The sequence below is a fragment of the Clostridium sp. AM43-3BH genome (assembly GCF_003479985.1).
GTDB lineage: Bacteria > Bacillota > Clostridia > Lachnospirales > Lachnospiraceae > Otoolea > Otoolea fessa.
Window position 1 is genome coordinate 115,129 of record NZ_QUIH01000008.1, and the last position, 24,920, is coordinate 140,048.

Below are 24,920 nucleotides of genomic sequence, written 5' to 3' on the forward strand. Positions count from 1 at the left end.
AACCATAACCTGAAAACAACTGTTTTTATGCTTTATCATACCCGCAAAGGGTTACATTTAGTATAGTAAACGGAAAAAAAGAAAAGTCAACCTAAAAGTTAGGACGAGGACAGAGAGGAGGGATAAAAAGTGAGCAGAAGCCGGCGCGGAAAAAAAGCTGGAGAAGATGCAGAGCGCCTGCTGCAGGAAGCGTTTGGAGTCAGCGAAGATCAGCTGTTGAAGGATTTTATCCTTGCACAGACGGAAGTAAAAGACAGCGACATACCTCCAGGATCAGAAGATGGCTTTGAGAGGTTGATGGCAAAGTTAGAAGCGGAGGTGGGAACAAGCCCGGAAAGTGAAAAAGAATCATCCAGCGAGAACATTGTCAAACTGCACGAAGAAGCTCGCAAACCACGCCGGTTGAAATCGATTGTAAAAGTCTCTGTAGCTGCCGCCGCTATCGCAGTGATGGTTGTGGCGATGGGGATTTCGGTTGGGGCGAAGAGGGAGTATCGGTATGTGGTGCGGGAGAAGGACAGTGTACGGAATGAGATTGTCTTAAATAATGTTGAGGCTATTCCTGGAGAGGATGAATTAGATAAAGCATATATAGAAATAACTAAAAAAACAAAGGTTCGTCCGTTGAAACTTGCGTATATGCCTAAAAAGATGAAGTATGTAAAAGCAGATATAGGAGAAACGTGGGTTATAATGTATTTTTCTTATGAAAAATATCGTGTAAAGATATTAGAAGAAGTAGGTGGTACTGGTAATTCTACAAATGTTATATCTGATAGAAAAAAAGAAGAGTATATTTATAATGATTTGTTAAAAGAAAATATTTATTTTGAAAAATCAGAGCTTTCAGATGGGAAATTTGAATATAGTGCTAATATTGTAAAAGGGGATACATACTATCAAATTTCGGGGATAATTCCTAAAAAAGAGTTTAAAAAGATTGTTGAAAATTTATTTTTAGAAAATTATTAGGGGGAAATTTTATATGAGAAAAAAATTATATACACTGATATGTGCAGGAATGATTATAGCTGCAAGTATGATGCAAGTTTATGCAGCAGACACACAGTATATTAATGGAGTTTCGGTTGAAGAGGCGGATTATAGCAATGCTTGTTTATTAAATGAAAATGTTTCGGAGGGAATTGCGAGGGGGATAGAACCAAGGGGAAGTATTATTGATACGGCATTAACAAGAATTAGTAATTTAGGAAAAGGAGATATTGGAATCCTTATTCAGACAGTAGCTCATGTAGAGTGTGATAAAATAAAAAATATTGCAGTTCTGCAAAGAGAAGAGGATGGTAAATGGGTAGAAGTTTCTAGATATATATATGATGCTAGCAAAGAGGATTTTCCAACGGAAGATTTATCAGGAATGTCGAATGATTTTACAGTGAAAAACCAGAAAACAGGATATTATTATAGAGTAGTTGGCGTTCATTATGTAGAGTCAAATGGAAAGGGACAGTCCTTTATGACAAAAACAGAGGGAATCAAAATCACCGAATACGGCGACTAATTCTAAACGGGGACAGTGTTACTAAATTTATATTTGCAACACGAAATAGTATGAAAAAAGCGATCACATAAATACCCCCACCTGCAACCATCCAGGAATTTCTGATTCAAAATTCCAGATGTTTTCAGGTGGGGGTTCTTAAACGGTTTTTCATTATGCCAACAGGCGTGAAAGAATCTCCTCAAAAATTCCTATTTCACGTTCGCTTTATACTCCTTCAACGCCTGTGCCAGCTGATCCGGGCAGGAAGTTGGGCGGAAGCCGCACTGGATGCCTTCGATGCGGGAGATTGCCTCGTCAATATCCATGCCATCGATCAGGCGGGCAACGCCCTGTGTGTTGCCGGAGCAGCCGCCGACGAACTGCACATTCTTTACTTTATTATCTTCTACTTCAAAATTAATCTCACGGGAACAGACTCCCTTTGTCTTGTATGTCATGGTAAAACCTCCTCAAAATGGTATGTGTTTTAATCTGCTGTGGCGGGAATCCACCGCAGTAAAATGATTATAGTCTGCCAGTAAAGGTGTTGTCAAGATAACAAAAATCCAGTATACTTTCTTTTGAGAAGATACGGTGTAACTGTTCATAGGTAGGCACTTTTGGAACCGAAAGTGCCGTAAGAAAACATGGTGGCAGCAGGAATTTGCACAACGTGTGAACTGTGACGATACGGTCGTGTTAAAAAGAATAGAAGGATGAATAATAGAATGTACGCTCGGAGTCTTTTCTGCACTTGCTTTTGCGGCTTATTTTCCGCCAGCTGCACCCGAATTTCAGAGGCGGACGCAACGCCAACGCTTCAGAAATTTGGGCGCAACTGACAAAAAATTATCTCACAAAATCAAGCACAGAAAGATTCCGAGAGTACATTTAGAAAAAACAGGAGGATAAACAGATGTTAGGAATCATCGGAGCGATGGATGAAGAGGTGGCTCAGATCAAGGAGAAAATGACGGATGTTACCGTGACAAGCGTAGCCGGTATGGATTTTTATCAAGGCAAACTGGGCGGAAAGGACGCAGTTGTGGTCCGCTCTGGTATTGGCAAGGTAAATGCAGGTATGTGCAGTCAGATTCTGGCGGATCGGTTCCATATCAGCGCGATTGTGAACACAGGTATCGCCGGTTCCCTGCGTGCAGAGATCAACATTGGCGATATCGTTGTATCGACGGATGCGGTGCAGCATGATATGGATGCGAGCGGATTTGGATATCGGATCGGACAGATTCCGCGTGTAGATACCTTTGCATTTGAGGCGGATGAGAAGCTGCGCGAGCTGGCGATTGAGTGCAACCAGAAGGTCAATCCGGAGATTCGGGCATTTCCGGGACGCGTGGTAAGCGGCGACCAGTTTATCTCGGATAAGGCAAAAAAGGAGTGGCTGATCGAGCAGTTTAGCGCAAGCTGTACCGAGATGGAGGGCGCAGCGATCGCACAGGCGGCATATTTAAACGGAATCCCGTTCCTGATTATCCGTGCTATTTCAGATAAGGCGGATGACAGCGCAGGTATGGATTATGCGGCATTTGAGGCGCAGGCGATCAAGCATTCGGTAAACCTACTGCTTGAAATGGCATCCCGGTATGAGGCATAATGAGTCATAAATATGATTCACAGACGGAATTTTTAACAACCAGAAATTTTGCATGATACGCATTATTAATACCTATTAAAAATCGAATTAAGGCAGAATTTGACGAACGATTTTCCCCTTTCTCATCTTCACAAAGACTCTTTCGGCGGATATAATAAAGCCACGATGCAGGCGGGATTTGACAGGGCGCAAAAAGCAGAATGTGAAAAGCAGAATGCAAAAAGCAGAATGTGAAAAGCAAATTGCAAGAGACAAACTGCGAAGCGCCTAAACCTGACCTGTGGCAAGCCACCCGGAAGTGATCCGGAAGTAGAGAAAGGGGAGCTTTTTTATGCTGGAATTTTTACAAACTGGAAAAGCGCTGTCCGTTCTTGCGGCAATCGGAATGATCGGATTTGTCAGCAAGTTGATTACACGGAGCCTCTACAAAAGATTATTAAAAGAAACTGACAACATGGCGATGACCCGGAACAAGAATCTTCAAAATCTGAAGCAGCGGTTGGAAAATACCTGCCGCCTGGGTCAGAACATCGTGAACACGCAGGCATATCTGGACAAGCAGATTGACGGATTTTCATTTTTACATATTTCGCTGGATGCGTGGAACGGCGTGTCAATGGAAATGGTGCTTTTAGGGCTTCTGACCGGAGCAGCGGAGGCATTTCTGGCATACTGGTATGAGCTGGATGCGAGCTATATTGTGCTGTATGCGTCGGCAGCTGTCATGAGCGGTCTGTTTCTGGCATTTATCGAGAGCTGTTTCCAGATTGACCAGAAACAGCAGCGGCTGGAAACGGCGCTTTTGGAGTATGTGGATAATTCGGTGTTCCTTCGGGCGGCACGTGAGAAGGAGACGCGCGGACAGGAAATGTCCGGAGCTTCTGGAGTATCCGGCGGAATTGCTGGCGTGGACTCGAATGTGCGGGAAATGCCGAAATGGCTGCAGAGTACTCTGCGGGCAGATCGTGGCGTGAGTGGTCGGGATGGTGCTGAAACGGATAACCGGGATCTGGGAGAAACGGAGTTTGAAAAAGGAAAATCGCGGACAGCGATGAGAGTGAATCCGTTCCGTGAGCGGGATGCACGGGCACAGAATCTGATGCGGGCAGTTCGCACTGCACCGCGCGAAGCGGAGGAACGGGACAAGCATGAGACAGATGGGCATCTTACGGATCGCCGGATGGTATCAGGAAATGAAACGGAAAACAATACGGGTCCCAGGCAGGAAGCGAAGGAGCGTCCCGGCGACAAGGAAATGGAGTATTTGAAGCAGAGCCTCGACCAGATTGCAGCAAGCCGGGATACGCGGAAAACACGAAATGGCGAGGCAAATGCGGGTGACTGGATGAAAGGTTTGAGCCGCGAGGAGGCGCAGGTTCTGGGGGATATTATGAGGGAGTATTTATCGGGGTTGTAAATGATGATTCCAACTGAAAACTGGTTGCACACGGGTGTCCAGATTGCTATAATAAAGATAAGTTAAGTTTTTGACAAAGTAATCACGCCGCCTGCGGACGGCTGAAATGCAAAGGAGAGGAAACATATGGGAAAAGATGTGATCTTTGATTATTCAAAAGCAGCTGCATTTATTCATGAGGAAGAGATCGCCGGTATCAAGGCGGGCGTGCAGGCGGCAAGAGAGACGCTGGTAGAAAAGACCGGCGCGGGCAATGATTTCCTTGGATGGATCGACCTTCCGGTGGACTATGATAAGGAAGAGTTCGGACGCATCAAAAAAGCGGCGGAGAAGATTCAGAAGGATTCCGATGTCCTGCTGGTAATCGGTATCGGCGGTTCGTATCTGGGCGCAAGAGCGGCGATCGAGTTCCTGTCCCATAGTTTTTACAATAATCTTCCGAAAGAAAAAAGAAAAACACCGGAGATTTACTTCGTTGGCAACAGCATCAGCAGCAAATACATCCATGATCTGATGGATTTGGTCGATGGAAAAGATTTCTCTATCAATATTATTTCCAAGTCCGGTACGACAACGGAGCCGGCGATCGCATTCCGTGTATTTAAGGAGATGCTGATTGAGAAGTATGGTAAAGAAGAGGCAAACAAGCGAATCTACGCGACGACAGACCGGGCGCGGGGCGCACTCAAGAATCTGGCAAATGAAGAGGGCTACGAGTCCTTCGTGGTTCCGGATGATGTTGGCGGTCGTTTCTCCGTCCTGACGGCAGTCGGTCTGCTTCCGATCGCGGTCAGCGGCGCGGATATAGATGCGTTGATGCAGGGCGCGGCAGACGCGAGAAAGAATGCACTGGAGACTCCGTTTGAGAAGAATTCTGCTCTGTTATATGCGGCGGTCCGCAACATTCTGCTCCGGAAGGGCAAACAGGTCGAGATTGTGGCAAACTATGAGCCGAGCCTGCACTATGTATCGGAGTGGTGGAAACAGCTCTACGGCGAGAGCGAGGGCAAGGATCAGAAAGGTATTTTCCCGGCAGCGGTTGATTTAACGACCGATCTTCATTCGATGGGTCAGTTCATCCAGGACGGCGCGAGAATCATGTTTGAGACAGTTCTGGAAGTGGCTGAATCTCCGGCGGAGATCATTTTGAAGAAAGAAGATGTTGACACGGACGGTATGAACTATCTGGCTGGCAAGAGCGTGGATTTCGTCAACAAGAGTGCGATGAACGGCACGATTCTGGCACATACCGACGGCAGTGTGCCGAACCTGAAAGTGACGATCCCGGCGATGGATGCGTACAGCTTAGGACAGCTCTTCTATTTCTTCGAATTTGCCTGCGGCGTCAGTGGATACCTTCTGGGCGTCAATCCGTTCAACCAGCCGGGCGTAGAGAGCTATAAGAAAAATATGTTTGCATTGCTTGGCAAACCGGGCTATGAGGAAGCGAGAGAGGCGCTGCTTAAGAGACTGTAAGGGGCAGGTCTGTAAAAGAATATGCGTTCTGCGGCGTTCACTCTGGCATGTTTCATGAAGGAAACTGCAGCCCGGATCTAAAAATAGAAAACGGAACATAGAATAAAAAACGCTTTTATCAGCAAAAACTGATAGAGGCGTTTTTTGTGTGTAATAGGAAATTTCTTACATCGCTTGACAAGGGCACACAGCCCTTTGTCGTGTGCGATGGATAAGTAAAAGTCAAATTTTCCACTCAATCGAAACGTGTTCGTCGGTTGCGCGGATCTGTGAGATCAGGCCGTCGGCAACCTGCCGCCTGTCCTCGAAGTCAATTTCTTCCCATTGGTTGAGGTAGACCGACAACCGCTCGATCTGCTCCGGGGACATGGTTTCCGCCGACAGCGCCGCAATCTCTTTTGTCAGGGCTTGGCGGCGTGTGTCCAGCTCCTCGATTTTGCTGTTGGCATAGGACAGCAGCACCGCATTGGCCCCGGTCAGAGTATTCAGCAGCTTTTCAATCTCGTCCTCCACGCGGGCAAGCTCCATGTTCAGCGCGGTCAATTTGGGATTGACTGTTTCCTGCTTTGCCGTCAGCGTCTGGAACTCGGACAGCTTCTTGACCATTTCACCGTACAGGAACCTTTCAAATTCCCGTGTACGGAGTGTCCCGCAGCCGTCACAGCTTTTACTGTCGGCCCGCTTAGAGCAGCGGAGATACTGAACGCCTGTAGGATTGCCGACGCTCATAAGCGCGTACCCGCAGCGGCCACACTTGACCTTTCCGGCAAGCCATGTGTTCTTTGCCTTGCGCCCGCCTTGGAACGTCTTGTTTGCCATGAGCTTTTTCCGGCAGCGCAGCCATGTATCAGACGATACCAGCCCCTCGCTGGGAGCCAGAACAAGTATCTGATCTTTCAGGTGCTTGTTTTTTCTTTCCTGCACGTCACGGCCCTGATAGAGATAGCAGCCGTTTGTCCCGGCAAAATCTGTGGCTTCATTGACTACCACCGTACCCTGGCTTTTGAAGAACTCGTACATATCGAGGTCAGCCTGTGCGTAAATGGGGTTTCTCAAAAGCTGGGAGATAAAGCCCCGTTTCATTTCCTTGCCATAGATCAGGATGCCCTCGTCGGCAAAGTAGCGGGCGATGTCCCCGAAAGAGGTTCCGGGCTGGGAGTACATTTCAAACATCAGCTTTGCAATATCTGCCGTTTCCGGGTCAGGCTTCATCATTTTTGTGCGGATGCCCTCAATAGTGGTCGGCTCCAGTTGGAAGCCGTAGGGGGCCGCACCGCTCATGTGAAAACCGTGCTGGCAGCGGGAATAGTAGGCGTCGGTCACGCGTTTCTGGATGGTTTCACGTTCAAGCTGGGCGAACACGATGCAGATATTCAGCATGGCCCGCCCCATCGGTGTGGACGTGTCAAACTTCTCCGTGGAAGATACGAACTCGACATTGTATTCCTGAAAAGTTTCCATCATGGTTGCGAAGTCCAGAATGGAACGGCTGATACGATCCAGCTTGTAGACCACCACGCGCTTAATCAGGCCCCGGCGAATATCGGCCATCATTTCTTGGAACTTGGGCCGATCGGTATTCTTGCCGGAATAGCCCTTGTCGGTGTACTTGCGGAAATTGCCTCCTCTCAATTCATACTTGCAGAACTCAATCTGGCTTTCAATGCTGATACTGTCCTTGCGGTCAACGGACTGTCTGCCATAAATGGCATCTTCGCGAATAATCATTTGGTGCTCCTTTCCGTGTAGGAGCTACCAAACCTTACACCTATATTATACCTCTGGCAGCCCCGCATCTCAAGGATGTCCCGCATTAGTGCATCTGCGCCCGTCCCGGCGCATACTTCACAAAGACCTCATACAGACAGCTTTCAATTTCACGCTTGCGCTTGTCCCGTGCTCGGGGAGAGAGCATCGGGGTCAGGTTTTCCACGGTGATGGATTTGCCCTGAAAAGACGCGGTTTTGACTTCCTTGTGATAGCCGACTCTTGCCTCCGTCATCTGAAAACCTCCTATAACAATCAGCGGTGTGAATAGATTTGATGGTTTCCCGTTGTCCGTGGGGAAACGTGAAAGGACGGCACAAAAGTGCCGTCCTTTCACCTTGCCCCACCTCTGGCCACGATGACCAGAAGCAGCGGGACAGTAGTTTTCCGTTTCAGTCCACAAAAGAGGGAGCCGCCGCGCCGGAATGGTTTGGGCTGTCATAAGACAGAAAGACCCGGTTGGGCGGCTCCCTGTATGATTGTTGTGTGCCGTATTTGCCACGCATCCCCGGCACGGGGAGTATTCCAGACCGCCGATGGCTTCGGCTGCATAGTCCCACAGCACCGCTGCCCGTGGAGGGCTGGCGCATACCGCAGGAACTCCCCCTCAAGTCTGTGGGAGGGCGTGAGCAAGTTTCATTATCCTCCGCGCTGTCCTCGCACCCGGTTTGCCAGCACCGGGTCAAAGGCTGCGTTGATCGCTCGGCCAGCTTGTCCATCACCTCCTGAACTGGCTGTCGTGGCGGCGCACCTTACGTCGCTATCACGCGGATTTCGTATCGGGAATACTGTCTATTCAGTTTTCAAGGCGAGGAAGAAAACTCCTCTCACCTATCAGGAGGTTTCGGGGGCAAATGTACTCCCTCTTACAGAGATTTTTTCAAAATATTTTTCATAGCGGCCAGACCTCGCTCAACGGAGCAGCAGATACGGCTCCGGCCAACGCCCTCGGCTGCCGCGATCTCGGCCTTGCTCATGCCGAGAAGGTAGTGCTGGTACACACGCCGGGCCTGCGTAGGCGGGAGCTGGGCCAGCGCGTCATAGAGGGCAAAGGTGGTTTCCCGTGCCTCAATGTACTCGTCCGGGGTCATGGGCTGGCGGAGCACGTCGGCCTCAAAGCCGGGATCGATGTCCAGCGAGCACTCGCCGTTTCTGCGCTTCTGCCGCTTGTAGCTGTCACACAGGCGGCCTCCCATCGAGAGGGCGGCGGCGATCTCGTCCGAAACTTCCAGCATCACATTTTCGGTCATATAGGGGTAATACCGTTTCAGGTTGATAGTCGTCATAATTGTCCTCCATTTCAAAAGGTGGTTGGTGAGTGCGGATTGAAATGGAGAACAGGCGGCCCCCGGCACCTTGGAGCCTCTGGCCACCGTGACCAGAAGCAGGGGCATATAAAAACGCCCGCACAGCATGACGCTATGCGGACGCAAGCAAATAAATATCCTGTTACATGATGTTTAATTTCACTTTCAAAGCCGGACTGCTCCGATGGAGGGGCTACGCTTTTTTTAGCTGGTGCAGATCATGAACGCTATGGAAAAGTAAAATGGACACGGCAGATTAACCTCCAATCGGCTACCGTGTCCCTGCAAGTCGTCATCAGTTTGTGCAAGCGCAAAGAAACGGCGGCTCTGAAATTCAAAGCCGCCGTTTCATATAGGCGTGTTGATGGGACTGCTGTACGACGGCTTTTTTTCTTTTGCCGTCGTGCAGCAGATTTGGCAGAGTTAGTGCAACGCTTTATTACAGGTTATAGTTAATTTATTCATACTTCTTTCCAACCACATATATTGGCAACAGCACACCGCAAAGGAACATAGCCAAGAAAACATATTTCCCTATGTTTTCCCATACATCTGCTACAATGCTGCCCGCCACGATGTTGATAATCGGGAATAGTATCATACACAGGCACAAACTCAAGCGGAGAGTTCTCACAATATGTGGCCAGTTGCGATTATTGAATTTTACTCCCGGCACATTCATGCGGAATGGGCCATCATAAAAAATGTTTACACTGTTTTCATCATAAAAGCTTGATAACTTAGTGCGGACGAAGCAGCAAAAGTACGCGCCGAATACCGCACTTAGAAGCGCAAGCGTTTCCAAGGTTTCCATGCAGGGCTGCGCCGTTGTATAGTTCAGAAATGTACCGATACAACAAATCAAAAGGGAAAATCCGTAAAAGACAATCCACTTGCTCTTTACATGATATGCCCTTTCAGGGCTTTCGTCCGCATAAGTGATTGCCGTCTTAACAATATCCTCAACTTTATCAGGTTTTAGTACATCATCGTTCGGCAATCTCTCACACATCAAAAGTTCCGTAACGGAAACATCCAACAGATTTGCCAGCGGGATCAATAGAACGGTATCGGGCAAGCTAACTCCCGTTTCCCATTTGCTTACAGCCTTATCAGATATACAGAGTTGTTCTGACAACTCTTTTTGAGTGATTCCTTTTTCTTTGCGAAGTGCGGCGACAAATGCGCCAAATTTCTTCTTGTCAATATTGAACATTGATTTTGACCTCCTGTGATTGCTAAGAGCATTATCGCTCTAACGCTGCCATTTAGCAACCGAATGGCAAGCGAGTATATCATTTTGGATGTTGAATGATAGTAGAGTTGAGATATTTCTTTCGTGAAAGGTACACTATTGTTTATTTTATCATTACAGTATCACAAGTTCAACCGTGTACATGAAATGAAAAATGAGTACGAATGAAATGTAGCACCGTTCAAATACTATCACCCGAAATGTAAAATTACATTAGGTGGTGATGACATGAAGAACGAAAAGAGCGAACGCAAATTTGATTTTCGTCCGATGGGGCTTGCGATTAAGAAAGCCCGTGAGAAGAAAGGCATGACACAGGAGCAACTGGCCGACATCATCGGGCGGGACACTCGTACTGTCATGTACCACGAAAACGACGGTCAACATCCGAGCTTAGATATTTTCTATCAACTGGCAACCATGTTCGACCTGTCAGTAGATGAATACTTCTACCCCGATATGAGCGCCGATGAAGCCGCAAAGAAGCGGATCAACATTCTGCTTAATTCCCTCAGCGAGAACGAGCTGCGGCTCGTCGAGGGGATTATCAATGCAATCATAGAAAACCGTGGAACGGAGGGAGCGTAAGAAACGGCGCTGCCTCCGTTTTTTCGCGGAGTTTCCGGGGGAGCGCGTTAGCGGCAAGCAAGGCAAGTGTATTGACACTTGCAATTTCCGCGCTGCGGAAATGCTTGTTGGGGTGCCCCCAAACCCGCTGGACTTCTGGCCACCGTGACCAGAAGAAACATTGTCTGCGTCGCCGTCCCTAACGGGCCTGCTCCTTATTGCGCTGGTTGTCCGTCAGCCCGCGCAGGTGATCCACGCTGCCCTTGACCGCTACCAGCTCCCGCATATCCTGTTGAGCCTTGCGGTATTCCAAATAAAGAGCTTTTTTCCGCGCTGCCAGTTGGCGGCGTTTTTCTTTTAGTACGTCCATTTTGGGGAGCTTCTCGCCACCCAGCAGCTCGGCCATTGTCGCCTTGGCTGCCCGGTAGTCGGCCAGCTCCGCCTCATGCTCGGCAAGGTATTTCCGGTTGTACTTGGCGGCCTTGTACCCATCGAACGCAGGGCGGGTCTTTGCGTACTGCACCACGGCGGCCATCAGATCGGACACACGGGAAAGCTCGGCCTCGGTCTGCTGAATGTCCTCGGCCAGCGTGTGAAACTGCTCCGTGGCAGCGTCAGTCTTTGCGGCCAAATCGTCATATTCAAAGAGCTGGTGCTCTTTCAGATATTGCAGCGCAGCCGCCATCTGTTTAAGGTTATACACCTTGGCCCATCGTTCATAGGCGGGGCCTTTGCCCTGACGCATCCGCTCCTGAATGTCAATCAGCAGATTGACACGGCGGGGCGTGGGCGTTCTCCGCGCCGGGGTCTTTCGCGTGGAAGCCTTGCCGTCAATGACGGCCTGCACGTCCTCGGGGCCGTAGCCGTCCCCCAGCGTGGCCGCCCGGAAACGGGCTGCCCGCTGTTGTCCTGGCACAAGGAATGAGATCACGCCGCCGCGCCCGTGCTTGACCTGTATGCCTGCCGTTTCCATGCGCCGGAGGAAATCTGCAAAGTCCTCGGGGTGCTCCGTCAGAGCCGCGTCAATGGCAAGACGGATCTGTTCTTTTTGTGAGAGCTTTTGATTTTCGCCCAGCCATTGACCGTAGTGCAGATACCGCCCCTTGCTGTGGAGCTTGGGATTTACAATCACGGATAGATCGTGCTCCAGACATACCCGGTCAGACAGCCGCCGCAGGGCGAACGAGGAGCCGATGAAGTTTCGGAACTTCCGGGAGCGGTCATAGGCGGTGGAATTGTAGTAAATGTGATTATGAATGTGCTCCTTATCTATATGGGTACAGACAAAGAATTGATACTTGCCCTTTGTCCAGCGCATCGCCGTTTCATAGCCGATGCGGTTGGCCTCCTCCGCCGTCACCTCGCCGTGAGGGAACGCCTGCCGGATCTGGTAGCACAGCGCCCCGTGTCCGGCTCTGCGGTCAGTTTCGCCCTGATACTGATTTTTGACCAGCATGAACTCGGCGTGTGCTGTGGCCGGATCGCAGAGGTGGGAGGAAACGGCCCCCAGCTTCTCCGGGTTCAGGCCATAGTCAAAGCGGTCTTTCAGGCTTTGCAGGGCCGTCCGCTTATCGGCCCGCTTGTGGGATTTGAGGTAAGTTGTGGCCGTAGGCAGTCCTCCTTTCCATACGACAAACGGCGGCTGGGATCAGCCGCCGTTTTCTGCATCTTCTGGCCACCGTGACCAGAACTCAGCCCGTGATGAAGCCCCTCAGAGAGCCGTTCAGCTCGTCCAGCTTGGCAAGCAGCCATCCGGCCAGCGCAGGCAGGCCAAAGGGCGAAATGGCAAACGCCATCAGAAGCCCCGCGATCCCTGTGGAAATGTCTTTCTCCACAAACAGCATCAGGACACTCAGCAGCCCCAGCACCGACGCGAGGATGGAGAGCAAACCAGCGGAAAGACTCAGCAGGAACGAGAGCACGGCCACAAGCAGGGTCAGCACCAGCACAAAGGGAGCGGCAAGAATTTTGAATATGATCCGCATAGGGGGTTCCTCCTTTTTCCTGTATATGTCTATTATAACTCTGAAAAAATCGGCACTCAAGGATGTCCCGGTTGTCCTTACTTCTGGTCATCGTGACCAGAAGCAGGGACAGCCGGGGAACGGCGCGGGGCCGTTCCCCCTGTGTCACATCGTTACAATGGCGGAGAGCTGGGCCAGCAGATCAGACAGTGGCCCCCACAGGTCGGCGTAGTCCTTTTGCAGACGCTTCAGCTCGTCCGGGTACAGGCCGCCGTAGCTGTTGGCATGGATTGCCGCCTGATTAAGATTGTTTGCACAGCGCCGCTGGAGGGACACAAGCTCCTTGACGGGTTCAAGGTCAACGTGGAGCACATAGCCGCCCAGCGCCATTTTTCGGATATAGGCGCTCATGTTGCGGATGCCCGCCTTGGCCATGCGCTCCCGAATGACCTCCAGCTCGTCAGGCCGTACCCACACATAGATGGGGACGCTGCGGACGCGCTTCTTTGTCAACGCTCCTCACGCTCCCGGCTGCGGCGCTTGGGCGGATGTTCCCGTACCTTGTCCAGCGGCTTATCCTCCGGGGGCGGCACAGGCAGATTGTTGATGATGCCGTCAATCTGATTATAGTTCTGCTCCATAGAAAGCTCGGCGTTCTTGTTGGGATTGCGTTCCTGATCCATAAATGTCCTCCTATCTGTCGCCCCGGTCAGGGGCATTTTTCTTTGGGGCAGTTTGGCCCCGGTCAGCCTCGGCCTGTTTTGCGGCGGTTTTCATCTGCTCCCGGATCGAACGGGGCCTGTCGGGATTGTCAGGTGCAGGCCGCAGCTCATAGTCAGATGTCTGCCGTTTAGTCAATGGCCGTGTGTAGGTCAAATGCCCCCACGCCAGAAATGCCCCATTTTCAACCGGGACGCGCTGATCGTAGTTGACGATCTCATCCGGGGCGTTGCGGGGCGGCTTGGGAAACGTCCCAATGTCCACGGGGCGCTGGGTAGAGTAATACTTGTAAAGGCCGGGAGCCTCGGTCTGCTTGACACCGACGTTGTAAAGGCGCTGGTATTCCTGTACCCGCGCCGCAAAGTCCTTTTCCAGAGCGGCGCGGTCGCTGCCGTAATGCCCCCATTCATACTGCCGCTGGCCGTCTTTGTCATCATAGTAAGCCCATGTGACATAGGGCGAGGGCGCGGCGGGATCATGCCCCAGCGCAAAGCCGCGGCCATTTTCCAGCATGACGGCCTGAATGATCTCATAGCCTTGGTTTTTGTCCATACGTCCTCCTTTCCAAAATGTTAGCAATATTTCTGCAAAACCGGGCGGGGCTATGAAATCATACGCCTCGCCCATGAAGCGGCCCCGGAAAGCCCTGCAATCAAGGGTGTTTTCCGGGGCCAAATGCTCACGGTCTACCCCCGGTATTTCCGCATATAGCCACGCTGCTTCTGCCGCCTTGCGGCATGGGCACAGGCCGGGGAGCAATATCGCTGCCGCCCGTCCGGGAGAAAGGCCCTGCCGCACACCGGGCAGGGCCGGGTTTCCGTGATACGCTCCACGGCCAGCGACCTTTCCAGCACGGGATCAAGGGGCAGCACCGCAGAACGGAAATAGCGGCAATAAGTGCCCGTCCAGCATTTCCCCAGCATATAACAGGGGCAGTCCAGCGGCAGGCAGCCAGCGTCCTTGTCATAGTTGGCGCACCACCGCTTCACAAGGGAGCGGATCGCCGCCTTTTCCTGCCGGGTCAATTCACGGCTCATGTTTGCCCCCTGTCTTTGACTGAAGCCGCTCCCGGTAGCAGAACACGCAGCCGATCCCATGCCAGTAGGGACAGCCATCACAGCGGGAGCCTTTGGGCGGCAGGTTGGGCGGGACACCCTTGAAGTAGCTCTTTTCTTTCATAAAGTCCTCATAGGGGCTGTCGGTAAACCTCATTCCTCACCGTCCTCGTCCCACGGCGGCCCGTCATCCTCGGGATCGGTTTCGTCATAGTCCTCCGCGCCGTCATATTCGCCGCCGTAGTCCGCCGCGGACTCAGCGGCCCGCTGCTTCTTGGGACGGTAGATTTTGAAGTACCAGCCAGCGCCGCCGCCAATGACCACCACGGCCAGCGCCAGCAGAAGCATACCGCCGTTGCCCGTGGCCTTGGGCTGCTCCGGCTCGGGGTCAGGCTCCGGCTCTACCACGGGCGCAGGCTCCGGGGCCTTGCCCTGGCACTCGCTCATGTTCACGGCGCAGACGGTACAATCCGTGTTGATAGCCCCCACAGCGCATTTATCGGAGCAGGAGCACTCCGGCAGCTCACCGCCCGCCGCCTGTATCGCCGCCAACAGGTCGGCCTCGTCCACCATGTTCAAGAAATAGGTTTGGTACTGCTCACCGTCCTCGTCGGTGGGCTTATCGTAGTCGATGACAATGTAAAAGGTATTGCCGCCGCTGGTCTGCACCGTGATGAACTGCTTGTTGGTGGCCTTATCGTAGAGCAGGTCACGGGTCACAAGGTTGCCGTCCTCGGTGAAGCCCTCGCCGGGGTCAACGGTTTCCGTGGGCAGCGGCTCCACCGGGTCAAGCCCATCCCATTCCTCACCGCCCCCGGCGTAGGCCGTGACCGCCATACTACCCATGAGGACGGACACACAAAGCGTCATCAGCAAAAGCCGCAGTTTTTTCATTCCGTCACCTCCGCCTGTTTCGTCGGCTTCTGGCCACTGTGACCAGAAGTGCCACCCCGGAGCTGCTGGAGCACCAGCGGCAGATCGGCAAGGGAGATACTCATGCCGCGCACGATCTCCACGATCTCGCTGTTTTCCGCTTCCAGCTTCTTCTGCTCCAATTCTTTAAGCCGTGCCTGCTGCTCGGCAATTTTGGCCTTGACCTTTTCAATCTCAGCCTCGATCTTTGCGCTTTTCGTAATTGCCATATCAAAAAACCTCCTTTACGGTAGTCGCCCGTAGGCGTAAAGATGGGACTGCCAATAGCTGCTGTTCAGGTTGGCATAGCTGATTGGGTCGCCACAATGGAGCATCCAGCCGTCGCCCACATAGATGCCCACATGAGAAACGCCCGCTGTGTCATAGGTGCCGACAAAGAACACCAGATCACCGGGCCGGGGGCTGCTCGTCCGGGAGCAGATATTATAAAGCCCCTGCGCCCCCAGCCGTCCGAGGCTCCAGCCGCATTGATTGTAAACGTAGCTGACGAAGCCGGAGCAATCAAAGGACGTGGACGGGCTGCTGCCGCCCCACACATAGGGGAAACCGAGATACTTTTCCGCTTCTTTCAGAATGGCGGCAAAGGTTTCATCGTCCAGATAGGACTCCGGGACTTCATGCTCCGGCGGGCGGTTGGTGATGTATTTCCCGATATAGCCGGACGAGGGGAACAGATCAGGCCGGTTTCCCAGCGTGGACATATACAGGGCATACATGGAAAGCTGCTCCTCGGACATCATGTAAACCGGGACGTGGGAGAGATTGAAGTTTTCCAGCGTGACATAGCAGATGTAATAGTTGTACGGCACCTCCACATCGTAGTCGTTGCCCTCGCTGTCCGTCCTTGTGACCGTGCGGTAGCGCACCTCGACAACCACATCCTCAGTCAAAATGTACTGGCGGTCAAAGAGGTCTTGCAGCGTCCCGCGCACCTCGTCCAATGTCCACGCGCCCTCATGGAGCGCGGAGATCATGGAGATCAGCACATAGGGATCGTGTTCAATGGTGTCGAGGTCAAAATGGTATTCGTCGTAATCGTGGGTGCGGGTGTAGGTGTCGAGGTAGCGTTGCAGCTCGTCCTCCAGAGCGCAGTAGGCGGCCTCGGCTCCCAGCATATCCGCGTCCTCCGCCTTATAGGTGCTGGCGGCGATGGCCGCAAGGGTGCTGTTTCCCACGGACACCATCGAGGACATACACGATTGCAGGGTCAGCACCACCAGCAGGCAGCCCAGCGCAAGCAGCGTCCCCACGGGATGCCGCTTGACGAACGCCGCCGCTTCCCGGACAAACCGCTCTGTGGCCGATACGGTTTGTTCGGCAGCTTTGGCGGTCTGCTTGGCGGTTTCCCGCGCCTTGCGCTGATACTCCCGTTTCAGCTTGTGGCGGTGCCATAACCGGGCGGCGGCGCTCTGCGCCTCCGGCTGCTCCTGTGCGAACTTGCGGGAATGGTAGTCCGCCGTGGACTTGATGTACCGGGACTCGGCACGGGCGGCGGCCTTGGCCGGGTGCTCCCGGATGGCCCTGCGTACCTTGTGCCGCCCATAGTGCAGCGCGGCCTCGCCGGAACGCTCCACAAAATGACCGCCCTCCACGCCTACGTTGTCGCGCTCCTCCTGATACACCTTTCCGTGAAGAAAAGCGTGGGTTTCGTGTCCGGCGATCCGGGCGATCCGCTTGATGGGGCCGGGCTTTTTCGGCGGCTTCTGGTTTGCCAGCCTTTCACGGGCCTTGTTCAGCCGTTCCTCCCGGCTCTCCATGCGGAGCTTGGACTTGTGGAGCTTGGCCTGTTCGCTGTTGGTATGGAACTTCTGGCCACCGTGACCAGAAGCAGCCCCGCCCTCGGGCGGCTTATTCTGTCTGTTTTCCATTGGCAGCGTCCTCCGGCTTGGTAGTCAGCAGGTCGTAGATCTCGCCACGGGGGAAGCGGTCAACAAACGGGATGGTGACGCTGCCATAGAACAGCAGGCCCTCGCCGGAGTTGGACTGCGTGATATACGATAGCTGGTGCTCTGAAATGCCGATCTGCTTGGCAAGAATGGCGCGGTCACTTTGCGCCTGCGACAGCAGGATCATAAAATCCGTGTTGTCCAGAATGTTCTCGATCTCCCGGCTGGCCAGCAGGTCTTTCACGTTCTGCGTCAGGGCCGAGGGGACGCAGCCCTGTTTGCGAAGCATTTTCCAGACGGTCACAAAGTAGCTGGCCGTCAGCGGGTCACGGAGCAGGATATGGAACTCGTCAAAATAGCACCATGTCGCCACGCCGTTTTTGAAGTTGGTTCCCACCGCAGAAGTGACAAAATCGTTGGTGATGTGCATGGCGATCTTGCGGAGGTTTTCTCCCATGCCTTTGAGCACAAAGCACACCACACGGGAATTGAGGTTGACGTTGGTAGGATGGTTAAAGAGATTGAGGGAGCCTGTGCAGTAAAGCTCCAGCGCCGTTGCGATCCGCTTGGCCTCCGGCTCCGGCTGGCGCAGCAGCTCCTCATACAAATCTTGGAGCAGCGGCGTTTTTGCCGTTTCCAGCCCCAGCGCCATCTCCCGGTACACCTGACGCACACAACGGTCAATGACGGTTTTCTCGATAGGCTGCAAACCGTCCCGGCCTCCCACCACCAGCTCACACAGCGACAGCAGAAAATCCGCTTTCAGGGACAGGGGGCTGTCCCCGCCGCCCATGTCTATCTGAACATCCATCGGGGAAATGTGGTTGGGGCTGTCCGGCGCGATCTCGATGACCTGACCGCCCAGCCGTTCCACCAGCGGGGCATATTCGCCCATCGGGTCTACCACGATGATGCGATCCTGCGGGATGGCAAGAAAGACGTTCAGCAATTCACGCTTGGCGGCAAAGCTCTTGCCGCTGCCCGTGGAGCCGAGGTATAAGCCATTGGCGGATTTCAGCTTTTTGCGGTCAGCCATGATGACGTTATGGGACAGGGCGTTCATGCCGTAGTAGAGGGACGGGCCATCCATGCGAAGCTCCCGCGTCATAAAGGGGACGAAGATGGCCGTGGAGCTGGTGGTCATGCCGCGCTGAATTTCAATGCCGTTGTAGCCGAGGGCCAGCGAGGACATATAGCCCTGCTCCTGCTGCCAGTCCAGCCGCTTGACGGCGCAGTTATATTTCTGCGCGATGCCGTTCACGGTGAAAATGTCGTTTTCCAGCCGCTCCCGCGTGGGGGCGGTGTTGACGATCAGGAACGTCAAGAGGAACATTCGCTCGTTGCGGCTTTGCAGGTCACTCAGCAGCTCGGCGGCGTCCTTGGAAAAGGTGACAAGATCGGGCGGAAGAATGTCAGGGTCATATCCGGCGCGGGTAGCCTTGCGCTGCTCCTCCACTTTCATCTTGTCGATGTCGGAGATTTTACCCTTGACCGTTTTAATGGCCTTGACCTGGTCCACCGTCTGAATGTGCATGGTGACAGTCAGCTCGGCATCCAACTCCAAAATCTCCAACAGCAGCTTGTCCGACAGCTCCGACGCCATGATCTGCAAATAGGACGCCGCGCCCCATGTCTGGCCCACGCGGAACGAGCGGCTCTGCCGGAAGTCGAAGCTGTCCGGCACGATAAAGTCTTTCGTTCCCATGCCCGTATGGGCGATGTCCGCCCACTTGAAGCGGAACGGCTCCCGGCTGCCGGGGTGAAGCTGGCCGTGCAGCAGGGCCAGACGCTCCCGCCCGTCGAGGGGCTGGCTCTGTACCCCCAGCCGCTTAAAGTTGCCGATCACATCCGCCTCCACACGCTCCAGACGGGGACGGGCTGCGGCCACATTTTCAGCGGGGATGCAAAAGGTGACGTACTTGGCCCGTTCGATACCGTTGTTGCTTTTGGCGATCTGGTTTTTCAGCATCCCCGTGTATTCCGTGCGGACGCTGTTGAAGCGGTCATCCGCCTCGGAGATATTCACCTTGTAGCGGCTCCCGGAGCGGCTGCGGCGGTTGACAAAGGAAAGCTGGAACGGCAGCGAACTGTCAAAATAATTCAGCCACGAACTCCAGCCGCCGAAAATGGCCGTCTGATCCTCGGCGGACGCAACGGAATAGTTGATGTCCTCATATTCCAGCGTTTTTGTGTAGACACCGCCGGGGAGCTGACAAATGCCGTCCGGCAGCATCCGCACATAGGGAATGGTCTGCTGGGCCGATATGGTCGCCGGACGATTACCGGCCCGCGTCAGGCTTTTTGACTTCTTGGGGCTTTTGCTCAAGTGTGACCTCCTTTCCCGCAAACGGGGCGTAGATATTCTGCGTCTGATAGGGCCTCACACCGGGCCGCAGGAACTTGGCCCGGATGATATTCCGCGCCACCTTTTCAAAGGGCAGGCCGTCACGCTCATACATCGCCATGAAAAAGGCCGGGAGCATGAGCGCGATCATCAGGAACATCGCCCCGGTGCCGCCCAGCGCGTGACGGGTCAGCAGATACACGGGGATACCCACGGCAGCCGCGCCGCCGAAGCAGATAAGCTGGCGGCGGGTGAGGTTAAAGGCAATTTTCGTCTTGATCTTGGAAAGATCGTTGGGAACATTCACATAGGGCAAGTAACGTCCTCCTTTCCGCTATCTTCTGGCCACCGTGACCAGAGGCCCGCTGTCGGCTTCACCTCGTTGCCCCACACGTCCCAGCCGGGAGGGGTCTGCCGTGCGAACAGCTCCACGCGGGGCCTGTCGCCCATGAGGGCAACAATCTTGTCCCGCGTTTCGTCCGGCTTTTTGCTGTGGGCCTCGATGGGAGAAATGATAAATTGGTGAATATCGGCGGCCTGCCGCTTGGGGTGTCCCTTGGTCGCCAGCAGGCAGACCTCGGCATTTGACCTCGTCCAGAAGCCCAGCCCATAAAACCAGCTATCCGCCTTTTTGTTCTTTTTGAGCCAGACAAAAGCGACGCTTTTATAGGTGAAGCCCCACGCACGGATGAGCCGCAGGGCCTCCGGGAGCTGTGGGAACGTGGCCCACATGAAAAGGGCGCTGTCCTTGGCCGCAAGCTCGGCCACAGGCAGCGCGCACAATTCATCAATGCTCATGGTGGGGTAATGGTTTTCTGCCGCCCCCTGCACTTTCTTTGCGGAGTAGCGCCACGGGGGATCGGCGTAAATAATTTCGTAGGTTCCTGTCATCATTCTCCTTTCCTGCCAGATGCCACAGCCTCCCGCGCCCGCCGGATGCGCTCCGTGGCGGGGCCGTAAAAGGCCGGGGCGGTTTCAAAGCCGACGAAGCGGCGGCCCGTGTTCAGCGCGGCCACGGCAGTTGTGCCGGAGCCAGCGCAGATGTCCGCAACCACCTCACCGGGACGTGTGTAGGTGCGGATCAGGTACTCGCACAGAGCCACGGGCTTCTGCGTGGGATGTACAGTGGTTGTCACCGTGGGGAACGCCAGCACATTCCCCGGAAAGCGCCGCCCGTCGGACTCCCCGCTGGTGCGTTCAAACTTTCCGTAGTTGGGGCTGTTCCCGCTGCAACGGTGGATTTTCTTGTACGGCTTGCCCTGTTCAAACTGCGGAAAGTAGGCCGGGGACTTCTGGTAGAACACCAGAATATTCTCCGTCTTTTTCAGCGGAGCGCGGCGGGCATTGAGAAAACCCGTGCAGCGGCTTTTGTACCATACCCACTCATAACGGAGCATGGCGAGGTTGGACGCGCCCAGCACCTTGTCATAGGGACATTGTGCGAAAAACAGCACCGCGCCCTCTGGCTTGACGGCCCATTTCACCGCCTCCCACAGCTCCGGGAGCGGCAGCGGCACATCCCAAAAGTTCCGGGTCGTGCCATAGGGCGGATCAGTCAAAAGCATATCCACGCTATGCTTCGGCAGGGAACGCAGGCCCTCAATGCCGTCGGAGAGGTGCAGGCCCTCCGGGATCGGCTTCTGGCCACCGTGACCAGAAGCGGTGGTATCAGCGATAAGATCACCTTTCCTTTCTCAATGGGCGCTGAAGATGCTTTTTGAGATCGTCCCGGTTTTCATCAGCATGAAACACAAAAGCGCCGTATAGCCGATACAGCCCCAAATCGCGCCGATAGGATCTCCGCCTGTAGCGATCCCCTGAATGAGCACCGCATAGATGGCCACGCAGACGAGGATCAGCATCCCCTGAAAGCCCACGGCAAACAGGGAGCGCAGATAGTTCTGGCCCATTGTGCCAAGCTCCCGGTTGGAGAGCGTCGCCACAGGGATCGGAGCCAAACTGGTCAGCAGATATATCTCGATCATGCGGCCATAGACGATCACAAAAATAAAAATGTTCAGCGCCAGCATGGTAAACTTAATGAGGAACGATTGCAGGAACAGGCCCAGCAGGGAACCAAGCTCCATTGTTTCAAGGGTCATTTCCAGATCGGCCAGCATATCCGGCGTGATGTCAGTTGCGCCTGTGACGATGCCCGCCGCGCTTGCGATTACGCTTTGGGACACGTCAAAGACGGCCATGACGATATTGAACGTGTTGGACAGGATCAGGATGGCACAAGTGGTTTTGAATACCCATTTGTAGATATTCGCCACGTCGAACTCGTGCATATTGTTCTTTTCCAGTATCATCTGGATCAGCTCATAGGTGGCAACGAAGGTCAGGATCAATCCGGCAATCGGCAATATCACCGTTTCGGAAAGCTGCCGTATCAGGGAGAACACCCCGGCGTTCCATGCCGCCGGGGTAGTCCCCACCTGTACGGATATTTCCCCGACGCGGGTATTCACCGTGTCAAACAGCCCCTCGAGGTTTCCCATGATGCCCTCGATCAAAAGCCCTTTGAGCCATTCCGTGATCCATTCGGTGAGAATACCCATCGGCAGCTGCCCTTAAAACAGGGTAGACAGCAGAGGGATCAGGGTCGTGCCCAGCACGATGATGCCGCCGCCCGCCATGAGCTGCTTGATGCCCTGGCTTTTGGCAGCTGCGTTATCCGAGCCGTAGCCCTCCAGCAGATTGACCACGCCCCACACGGCAAGGCCAGCGCCCAGCGCCACGACGAGAGTTTGCAGGGTAGTAACGGCAGAAGCAAAAAACTGCATAAGTCCTCCATTTCTCCGGGGGGCAACGCCCCGGCCATGAAAAAAGCCGCCATTTCTGGCGGCAGCTACTCCTCTGGCCACCGTGACCAGAGGTTATACAAAGGCGTCCGGGTCGTCGAGGTCGTCATAGTTGAGGATGTCCTCGTCCTCGCCTGTGAGCGCCTCGTCCGGCACGTCCACCTTGTAAACGGTATAGGTTTCGTTGGGGTTGAGCTTGTCCATCTGCCGTGTCACAAGGCTGTTGAGGTCAAAAGCGTTTTTCACCTTGTCGGCCTCGGCGGTGTATTTGTAGTTTGGATGCTGTTTCAAATCGTACTTCTTGGAGTAGAACGGCGGCAGGCCCCGAAGCTGCAAAATGCACCGATCTCCGGGCATGGTGGCAAGCTCGCTGGGGGTCATCAGCTCCCGGCCCAGCCGCTGGGTATTTTGGCTGTAGCTTTCGGATTGGCCCCGTGAGCGTCCCTCGGTCTGCATGGAGATGGTGGCCTTACCCAGCCAGTTCTCGGATATTTCCTTGATGGTGGAGCTTTCGCGTCCACCGAGGAACAGCACACTATCCATGTTGCCGAGGATGGTTTCCGCGTTCTTGTCGTAGATGGCCTTGCACTGGGCCAACTGCTGATACAGCAGACACAGGCTGATCTCACGGGAACGGATGACGGCCACCAGCTTTTCAAGCTGGGGTACCTGTCCCGTGTTGGCCGCCTCGTCCCACAGTACCCGCACATGATGGGGCAGCCTGCCGCCGTGAACATTGTCCGCCCGTTCGCACAGGAGGTTGAACATCTGCGAAAAGGCCAGCGCCACAAGGAAATTGTAGGTGCTGTCCGTGTCGCTGATGCAGAAGAAGGTCGCCGTGCATCTGTCGCCCATGCGGTCAAGCTCCAGCTCATCATAGGACATGATCTCCCGAAGCTGGGGAATGTCAAAGGGGGCCAGACGTGCGCCGCAGGAAATGAGGATGCTTTTGGCCGTCTTGCCGCTGCTTAGCTTGAATTTGCGGTATTGCTTCACGGCAAAACAATCCGGCTTGCGTTTGGCAAGGCCGTCAAACATATAATCCACGGCGTTTTTATAGTTTTCGTCATCCTCCTTGACCTCCATGCCGGAGATCATGTCCACCAGCGTATTCATATTCCGATCCTCGGCAGGCCCCTCGAAAATGATGTAGGCAATCAGGGCGCAGTACAAAAGCGTTTCCGCTTTCGTCCAGAACGGATCGCCCTCCTTGCCCTCGCCCTTGGTGTTGGTGATCAGGGCGTTCACGAATTTCAGGATGTCGGCCTCGTTGCGGATGTACGACAAAGGGTTGTAGTGCATGGACTTGGAAAAATCTATGCTGTTGAACACCTTGATCTGATAGCCTCGGCGCTGGAGAAAGGCCCCGACCTGCCCCAGCACACCGCCCTTGGGGTCTACCACCACATAGGACGAATGAGCCTGCAAAAGCTGGGGCGTGAGCCAAAAGCGGGTCTTGCCCGAGCCGGATGAGCCGATGCCGCAAAAATTGAGGTTGCGGGCGTTAGCGGGATTTTTCGGACGGGTGTTCATGGTGAGCCGTTCCGTGGCGGTCAGCAGCATATTATTTTCAAACTTGGGATCGACAAAAGGGCGTATATCTTTTTCAGATCCCCAACGGGCTGAACCGTACTCTTCATCACGCCGAAATTTCTTTGCGTTCCTGCTTTTCACATAGATCAGCAGCCGGAAACCGACTGCGCCCACAATGCCGACAAACCAATCCAGCGGGGCAAGGCCGGGGGCAAAGCTGGCAAAGGCCGCGCCGATGGTCTGGCCCAGCCCCAGCAGCTTTTCCCCGAAGCCCGAGCCAGCGGCCAGACGGTACGCCGTACCGATTTTCAGGCAAAACCAGCCGATGAACAGGTACGGGATATTCGGAAGAACATACTTCCTGATTTTATCTGTCGCCATGCGCCGCCTCCTTTGTCAGTTCCCGCTGGGGCTGCTTTTTCACCTTTTCCTCCGCCTGCCGGAGCTGCTCCCGAATCGGCGTCTGCCGGGATTTGGCCCGTTTTAGTTCCAACCGGGAATACTCGGCAAAGCAGCCTGTGATGGCGTCGGCCTGCCGTGCCTTGAACAAAAGCAGATATTTTTCATCCCCCACGCGGCGGATGGCATAGTCCACGCCCCATTTCCGGGCCACCTTGTCAAACAGCTTAGGCGTGTCCACTTCAATGGCGTTGATGTCCCCGCCGTGGCCCATGAGCTTTCGCACACTCTGCTTGCCGTGGGGCGTCTGCGCCTTGCGGTGCTCCTTGGCGATCTTCCGTCCCACGGCGGCCACCACATAGGCCAGCGCACGG

Annotated in this window: 29 protein-coding genes; 6 read left to right on the top strand and 23 right to left on the bottom strand. The window is 54.0% G+C overall.

What is annotated here, in order from left to right:
- The first annotated feature begins 129 nt into the window (after positions 1–129).
- Positions 130–972: a hypothetical protein gene (locus DW931_RS13260; RefSeq protein WP_117796603.1), complete on the top strand. Its 843-nt coding sequence runs from the start codon at positions 130–132 to the stop codon at positions 970–972.
- 13 nt (positions 973–985) lie between these two features.
- On the top strand, positions 986–1,522 hold the full coding sequence (locus DW931_RS13265; RefSeq protein ID WP_117796604.1) for a hypothetical protein: 537 nt from the start codon (positions 986–988) through the stop codon (positions 1,520–1,522).
- A 191-nt stretch (positions 1,523–1,713) separates the two neighbouring features.
- Here the strand turns inward: DW931_RS13265 and DW931_RS13270 are convergent, their stop codons facing one another.
- The gene (locus DW931_RS13270; protein ID WP_022360027.1) at positions 1,714–1,962 is read right to left on the bottom strand and encodes a TIGR03905 family TSCPD domain-containing protein; all 249 of its coding nucleotides are present in this window, start codon (positions 1,960–1,962) and stop codon (positions 1,714–1,716) included.
- A 458-nt stretch (positions 1,963–2,420) separates the two neighbouring features.
- Here DW931_RS13270 and DW931_RS13275 point away from each other — a divergent pair, with 458 nt between their 5' ends.
- The 3 genes from DW931_RS13275 (at position 2,421) to DW931_RS13285 (ending at position 6,012) form a co-directional block, all read left to right on the top strand.
- Complete coding sequence (locus DW931_RS13275) at positions 2,421–3,119, top strand: 5'-methylthioadenosine/adenosylhomocysteine nucleosidase (protein WP_118469386.1); 699 nt, start codon at positions 2,421–2,423, stop codon at positions 3,117–3,119.
- Between the two features lie 331 nt (positions 3,120–3,450).
- Positions 3,451–4,536, top strand: a complete 1,086-nt coding sequence (locus DW931_RS13280) for a hypothetical protein (protein ID WP_118469385.1) — start codon at positions 3,451–3,453, stop codon at positions 4,534–4,536.
- Positions 4,537–4,662: 126 nt separating this feature from the next.
- Positions 4,663–6,012 (top strand): glucose-6-phosphate isomerase, encoded by a 1,350-nt coding sequence (locus DW931_RS13285; protein ID WP_107001753.1) that lies wholly within the window; start codon positions 4,663–4,665, stop codon positions 6,010–6,012.
- 222 nt (positions 6,013–6,234) lie between these two features.
- Here the strand turns inward: DW931_RS13285 and DW931_RS13290 are convergent, their stop codons facing one another.
- The 4 genes from DW931_RS13290 to DW931_RS13310 all read right to left on the bottom strand — a co-directional run bounded on the left by DW931_RS13290 (position 6,235) and on the right by DW931_RS13310 (position 10,302).
- Positions 6,235–7,740, bottom strand: a complete 1,506-nt coding sequence (locus tag DW931_RS13290; protein WP_118482304.1) for a recombinase family protein — start codon at positions 7,738–7,740, stop codon at positions 6,235–6,237.
- 85 nt (positions 7,741–7,825) lie between these two features.
- Complete coding sequence (locus DW931_RS13295) at positions 7,826–8,014, bottom strand: hypothetical protein (protein WP_021886981.1); 189 nt, start codon at positions 8,012–8,014, stop codon at positions 7,826–7,828.
- Between the two features lie 631 nt (positions 8,015–8,645).
- Positions 8,646–9,083, bottom strand: a complete 438-nt coding sequence (locus tag DW931_RS13300; protein WP_147353633.1) for a sigma factor-like helix-turn-helix DNA-binding protein — start codon at positions 9,081–9,083, stop codon at positions 8,646–8,648.
- Between the two features lie 460 nt (positions 9,084–9,543).
- Complete coding sequence (locus DW931_RS13310) at positions 9,544–10,302, bottom strand: helix-turn-helix transcriptional regulator (protein WP_118482307.1); 759 nt, start codon at positions 10,300–10,302, stop codon at positions 9,544–9,546.
- Between the two features lie 267 nt (positions 10,303–10,569).
- Here DW931_RS13310 and DW931_RS13315 point away from each other — a divergent pair, with 267 nt between their 5' ends.
- Positions 10,570–10,929, top strand: coding sequence for a helix-turn-helix transcriptional regulator (locus DW931_RS13315; RefSeq protein WP_118482308.1), 360 nt, complete (start codon positions 10,570–10,572; stop codon positions 10,927–10,929).
- 178 nt (positions 10,930–11,107) lie between these two features.
- Here the strand turns inward: DW931_RS13315 and DW931_RS13320 are convergent, their stop codons facing one another.
- The 18 genes from DW931_RS13320 to DW931_RS13405 all read right to left on the bottom strand — a co-directional run bounded on the left by DW931_RS13320 (position 11,108) and on the right by DW931_RS13405 (position 24,904).
- Positions 11,108–12,457 carry a relaxase/mobilization nuclease domain-containing protein gene (locus DW931_RS13320; RefSeq protein WP_118482309.1) on the bottom strand — a complete coding sequence of 450 codons (1,350 nt, stop codon included), beginning with the start codon at positions 12,455–12,457 and terminating at the stop codon, positions 11,108–11,110.
- 142 nt (positions 12,458–12,599) lie between these two features.
- Complete coding sequence (locus DW931_RS13325; protein ID WP_059085530.1) at positions 12,600–12,893, bottom strand: CD1845 family protein; 294 nt, start codon at positions 12,891–12,893, stop codon at positions 12,600–12,602.
- A gap of 144 nt (positions 12,894–13,037) precedes the next feature.
- Positions 13,038–13,385: a plasmid mobilization relaxosome protein MobC gene (locus DW931_RS13330; RefSeq protein WP_118626994.1), complete on the bottom strand. Its 348-nt coding sequence runs from the start codon at positions 13,383–13,385 to the stop codon at positions 13,038–13,040.
- Positions 13,382–13,555 (bottom strand): DUF4316 domain-containing protein, encoded by a 174-nt coding sequence (locus DW931_RS13335; RefSeq protein WP_021887815.1) that lies wholly within the window; start codon positions 13,553–13,555, stop codon positions 13,382–13,384. Before DW931_RS13335 ends, DW931_RS13330 begins: the two co-directional genes overlap by 4 nt.
- Positions 13,556–13,565: 10 nt before the next feature.
- Positions 13,566–14,144: a hypothetical protein gene (locus tag DW931_RS13340; protein ID WP_118482310.1), complete on the bottom strand. Its 579-nt coding sequence runs from the start codon at positions 14,142–14,144 to the stop codon at positions 13,566–13,568.
- Positions 14,145–14,278: 134 nt separating this feature from the next.
- Positions 14,279–14,629: a cysteine-rich VLP domain-containing protein gene (locus tag DW931_RS13345; protein WP_118482311.1), complete on the bottom strand. Its 351-nt coding sequence runs from the start codon at positions 14,627–14,629 to the stop codon at positions 14,279–14,281.
- On the bottom strand, positions 14,619–14,804 hold the full coding sequence (locus DW931_RS13350) for a hypothetical protein (RefSeq protein ID WP_118482312.1): 186 nt from the start codon (positions 14,802–14,804) through the stop codon (positions 14,619–14,621). Before DW931_RS13350 ends, DW931_RS13345 begins: the two co-directional genes overlap by 11 nt.
- Entirely contained in the window at positions 14,801–15,541 is a 741-nt protein-coding gene (locus DW931_RS13355; protein ID WP_118482313.1) for a DUF4366 domain-containing protein, read from the bottom strand. The genes DW931_RS13350 and DW931_RS13355 overlap by 4 nt, the downstream gene beginning before the upstream one ends.
- On the bottom strand, positions 15,538–15,789 hold the full coding sequence (locus tag DW931_RS13360) for a DUF4315 family protein (RefSeq protein WP_118482314.1): 252 nt from the start codon (positions 15,787–15,789) through the stop codon (positions 15,538–15,540). The genes DW931_RS13355 and DW931_RS13360 overlap by 4 nt, the downstream gene beginning before the upstream one ends.
- Before the next feature lie 15 nt (positions 15,790–15,804).
- On the bottom strand, positions 15,805–17,448 hold the full coding sequence (locus DW931_RS13365) for a C40 family peptidase (RefSeq protein ID WP_118482315.1): 1,644 nt from the start codon (positions 17,446–17,448) through the stop codon (positions 15,805–15,807).
- Positions 17,429–19,699: a VirB4-like conjugal transfer ATPase, CD1110 family gene (locus tag DW931_RS13370; protein ID WP_118482329.1), complete on the bottom strand. Its 2,271-nt coding sequence runs from the start codon at positions 19,697–19,699 to the stop codon at positions 17,429–17,431. The genes DW931_RS13365 and DW931_RS13370 overlap by 20 nt, the downstream gene beginning before the upstream one ends.
- Before the next feature lie 46 nt (positions 19,700–19,745).
- Positions 19,746–20,126 carry a PrgI family protein gene (locus DW931_RS13375; protein WP_097785037.1) on the bottom strand — a complete coding sequence of 127 codons (381 nt, stop codon included), beginning with the start codon at positions 20,124–20,126 and terminating at the stop codon, positions 19,746–19,748.
- Entirely contained in the window at positions 20,114–20,704 is a 591-nt protein-coding gene (locus DW931_RS13380; protein WP_118482316.1) for an MT-A70 family methyltransferase, read from the bottom strand. The genes DW931_RS13375 and DW931_RS13380 overlap by 13 nt, the downstream gene beginning before the upstream one ends.
- Positions 20,701–21,375 carry a site-specific DNA-methyltransferase gene (locus tag DW931_RS13385; protein WP_347559451.1) on the bottom strand — a complete coding sequence of 225 codons (675 nt, stop codon included), beginning with the start codon at positions 21,373–21,375 and terminating at the stop codon, positions 20,701–20,703. Before DW931_RS13385 ends, DW931_RS13380 begins: the two co-directional genes overlap by 4 nt.
- A 129-nt stretch (positions 21,376–21,504) precedes the next feature.
- Entirely contained in the window at positions 21,505–22,371 is an 867-nt protein-coding gene (locus DW931_RS13390; protein ID WP_118482318.1) for a VirB6/TrbL-like conjugal transfer protein, CD1112 family, read from the bottom strand.
- A gap of 12 nt (positions 22,372–22,383) precedes the next feature.
- Positions 22,384–22,596: a Maff2 family mobile element protein gene (locus DW931_RS13395; protein WP_097785041.1), complete on the bottom strand. Its 213-nt coding sequence runs from the start codon at positions 22,594–22,596 to the stop codon at positions 22,384–22,386.
- A gap of 93 nt (positions 22,597–22,689) precedes the next feature.
- Positions 22,690–24,528, bottom strand: coding sequence for a VirD4-like conjugal transfer protein, CD1115 family (locus tag DW931_RS13400; RefSeq protein WP_118482322.1), 1,839 nt, complete (start codon positions 24,526–24,528; stop codon positions 22,690–22,692).
- Positions 24,515–24,904, bottom strand: a complete 390-nt coding sequence (locus tag DW931_RS13405; RefSeq protein ID WP_118626997.1) for a PcfB family protein — start codon at positions 24,902–24,904, stop codon at positions 24,515–24,517. Before DW931_RS13405 ends, DW931_RS13400 begins: the two co-directional genes overlap by 14 nt.
- Positions 24,905–24,920: the final 16 nt, after the last annotated feature.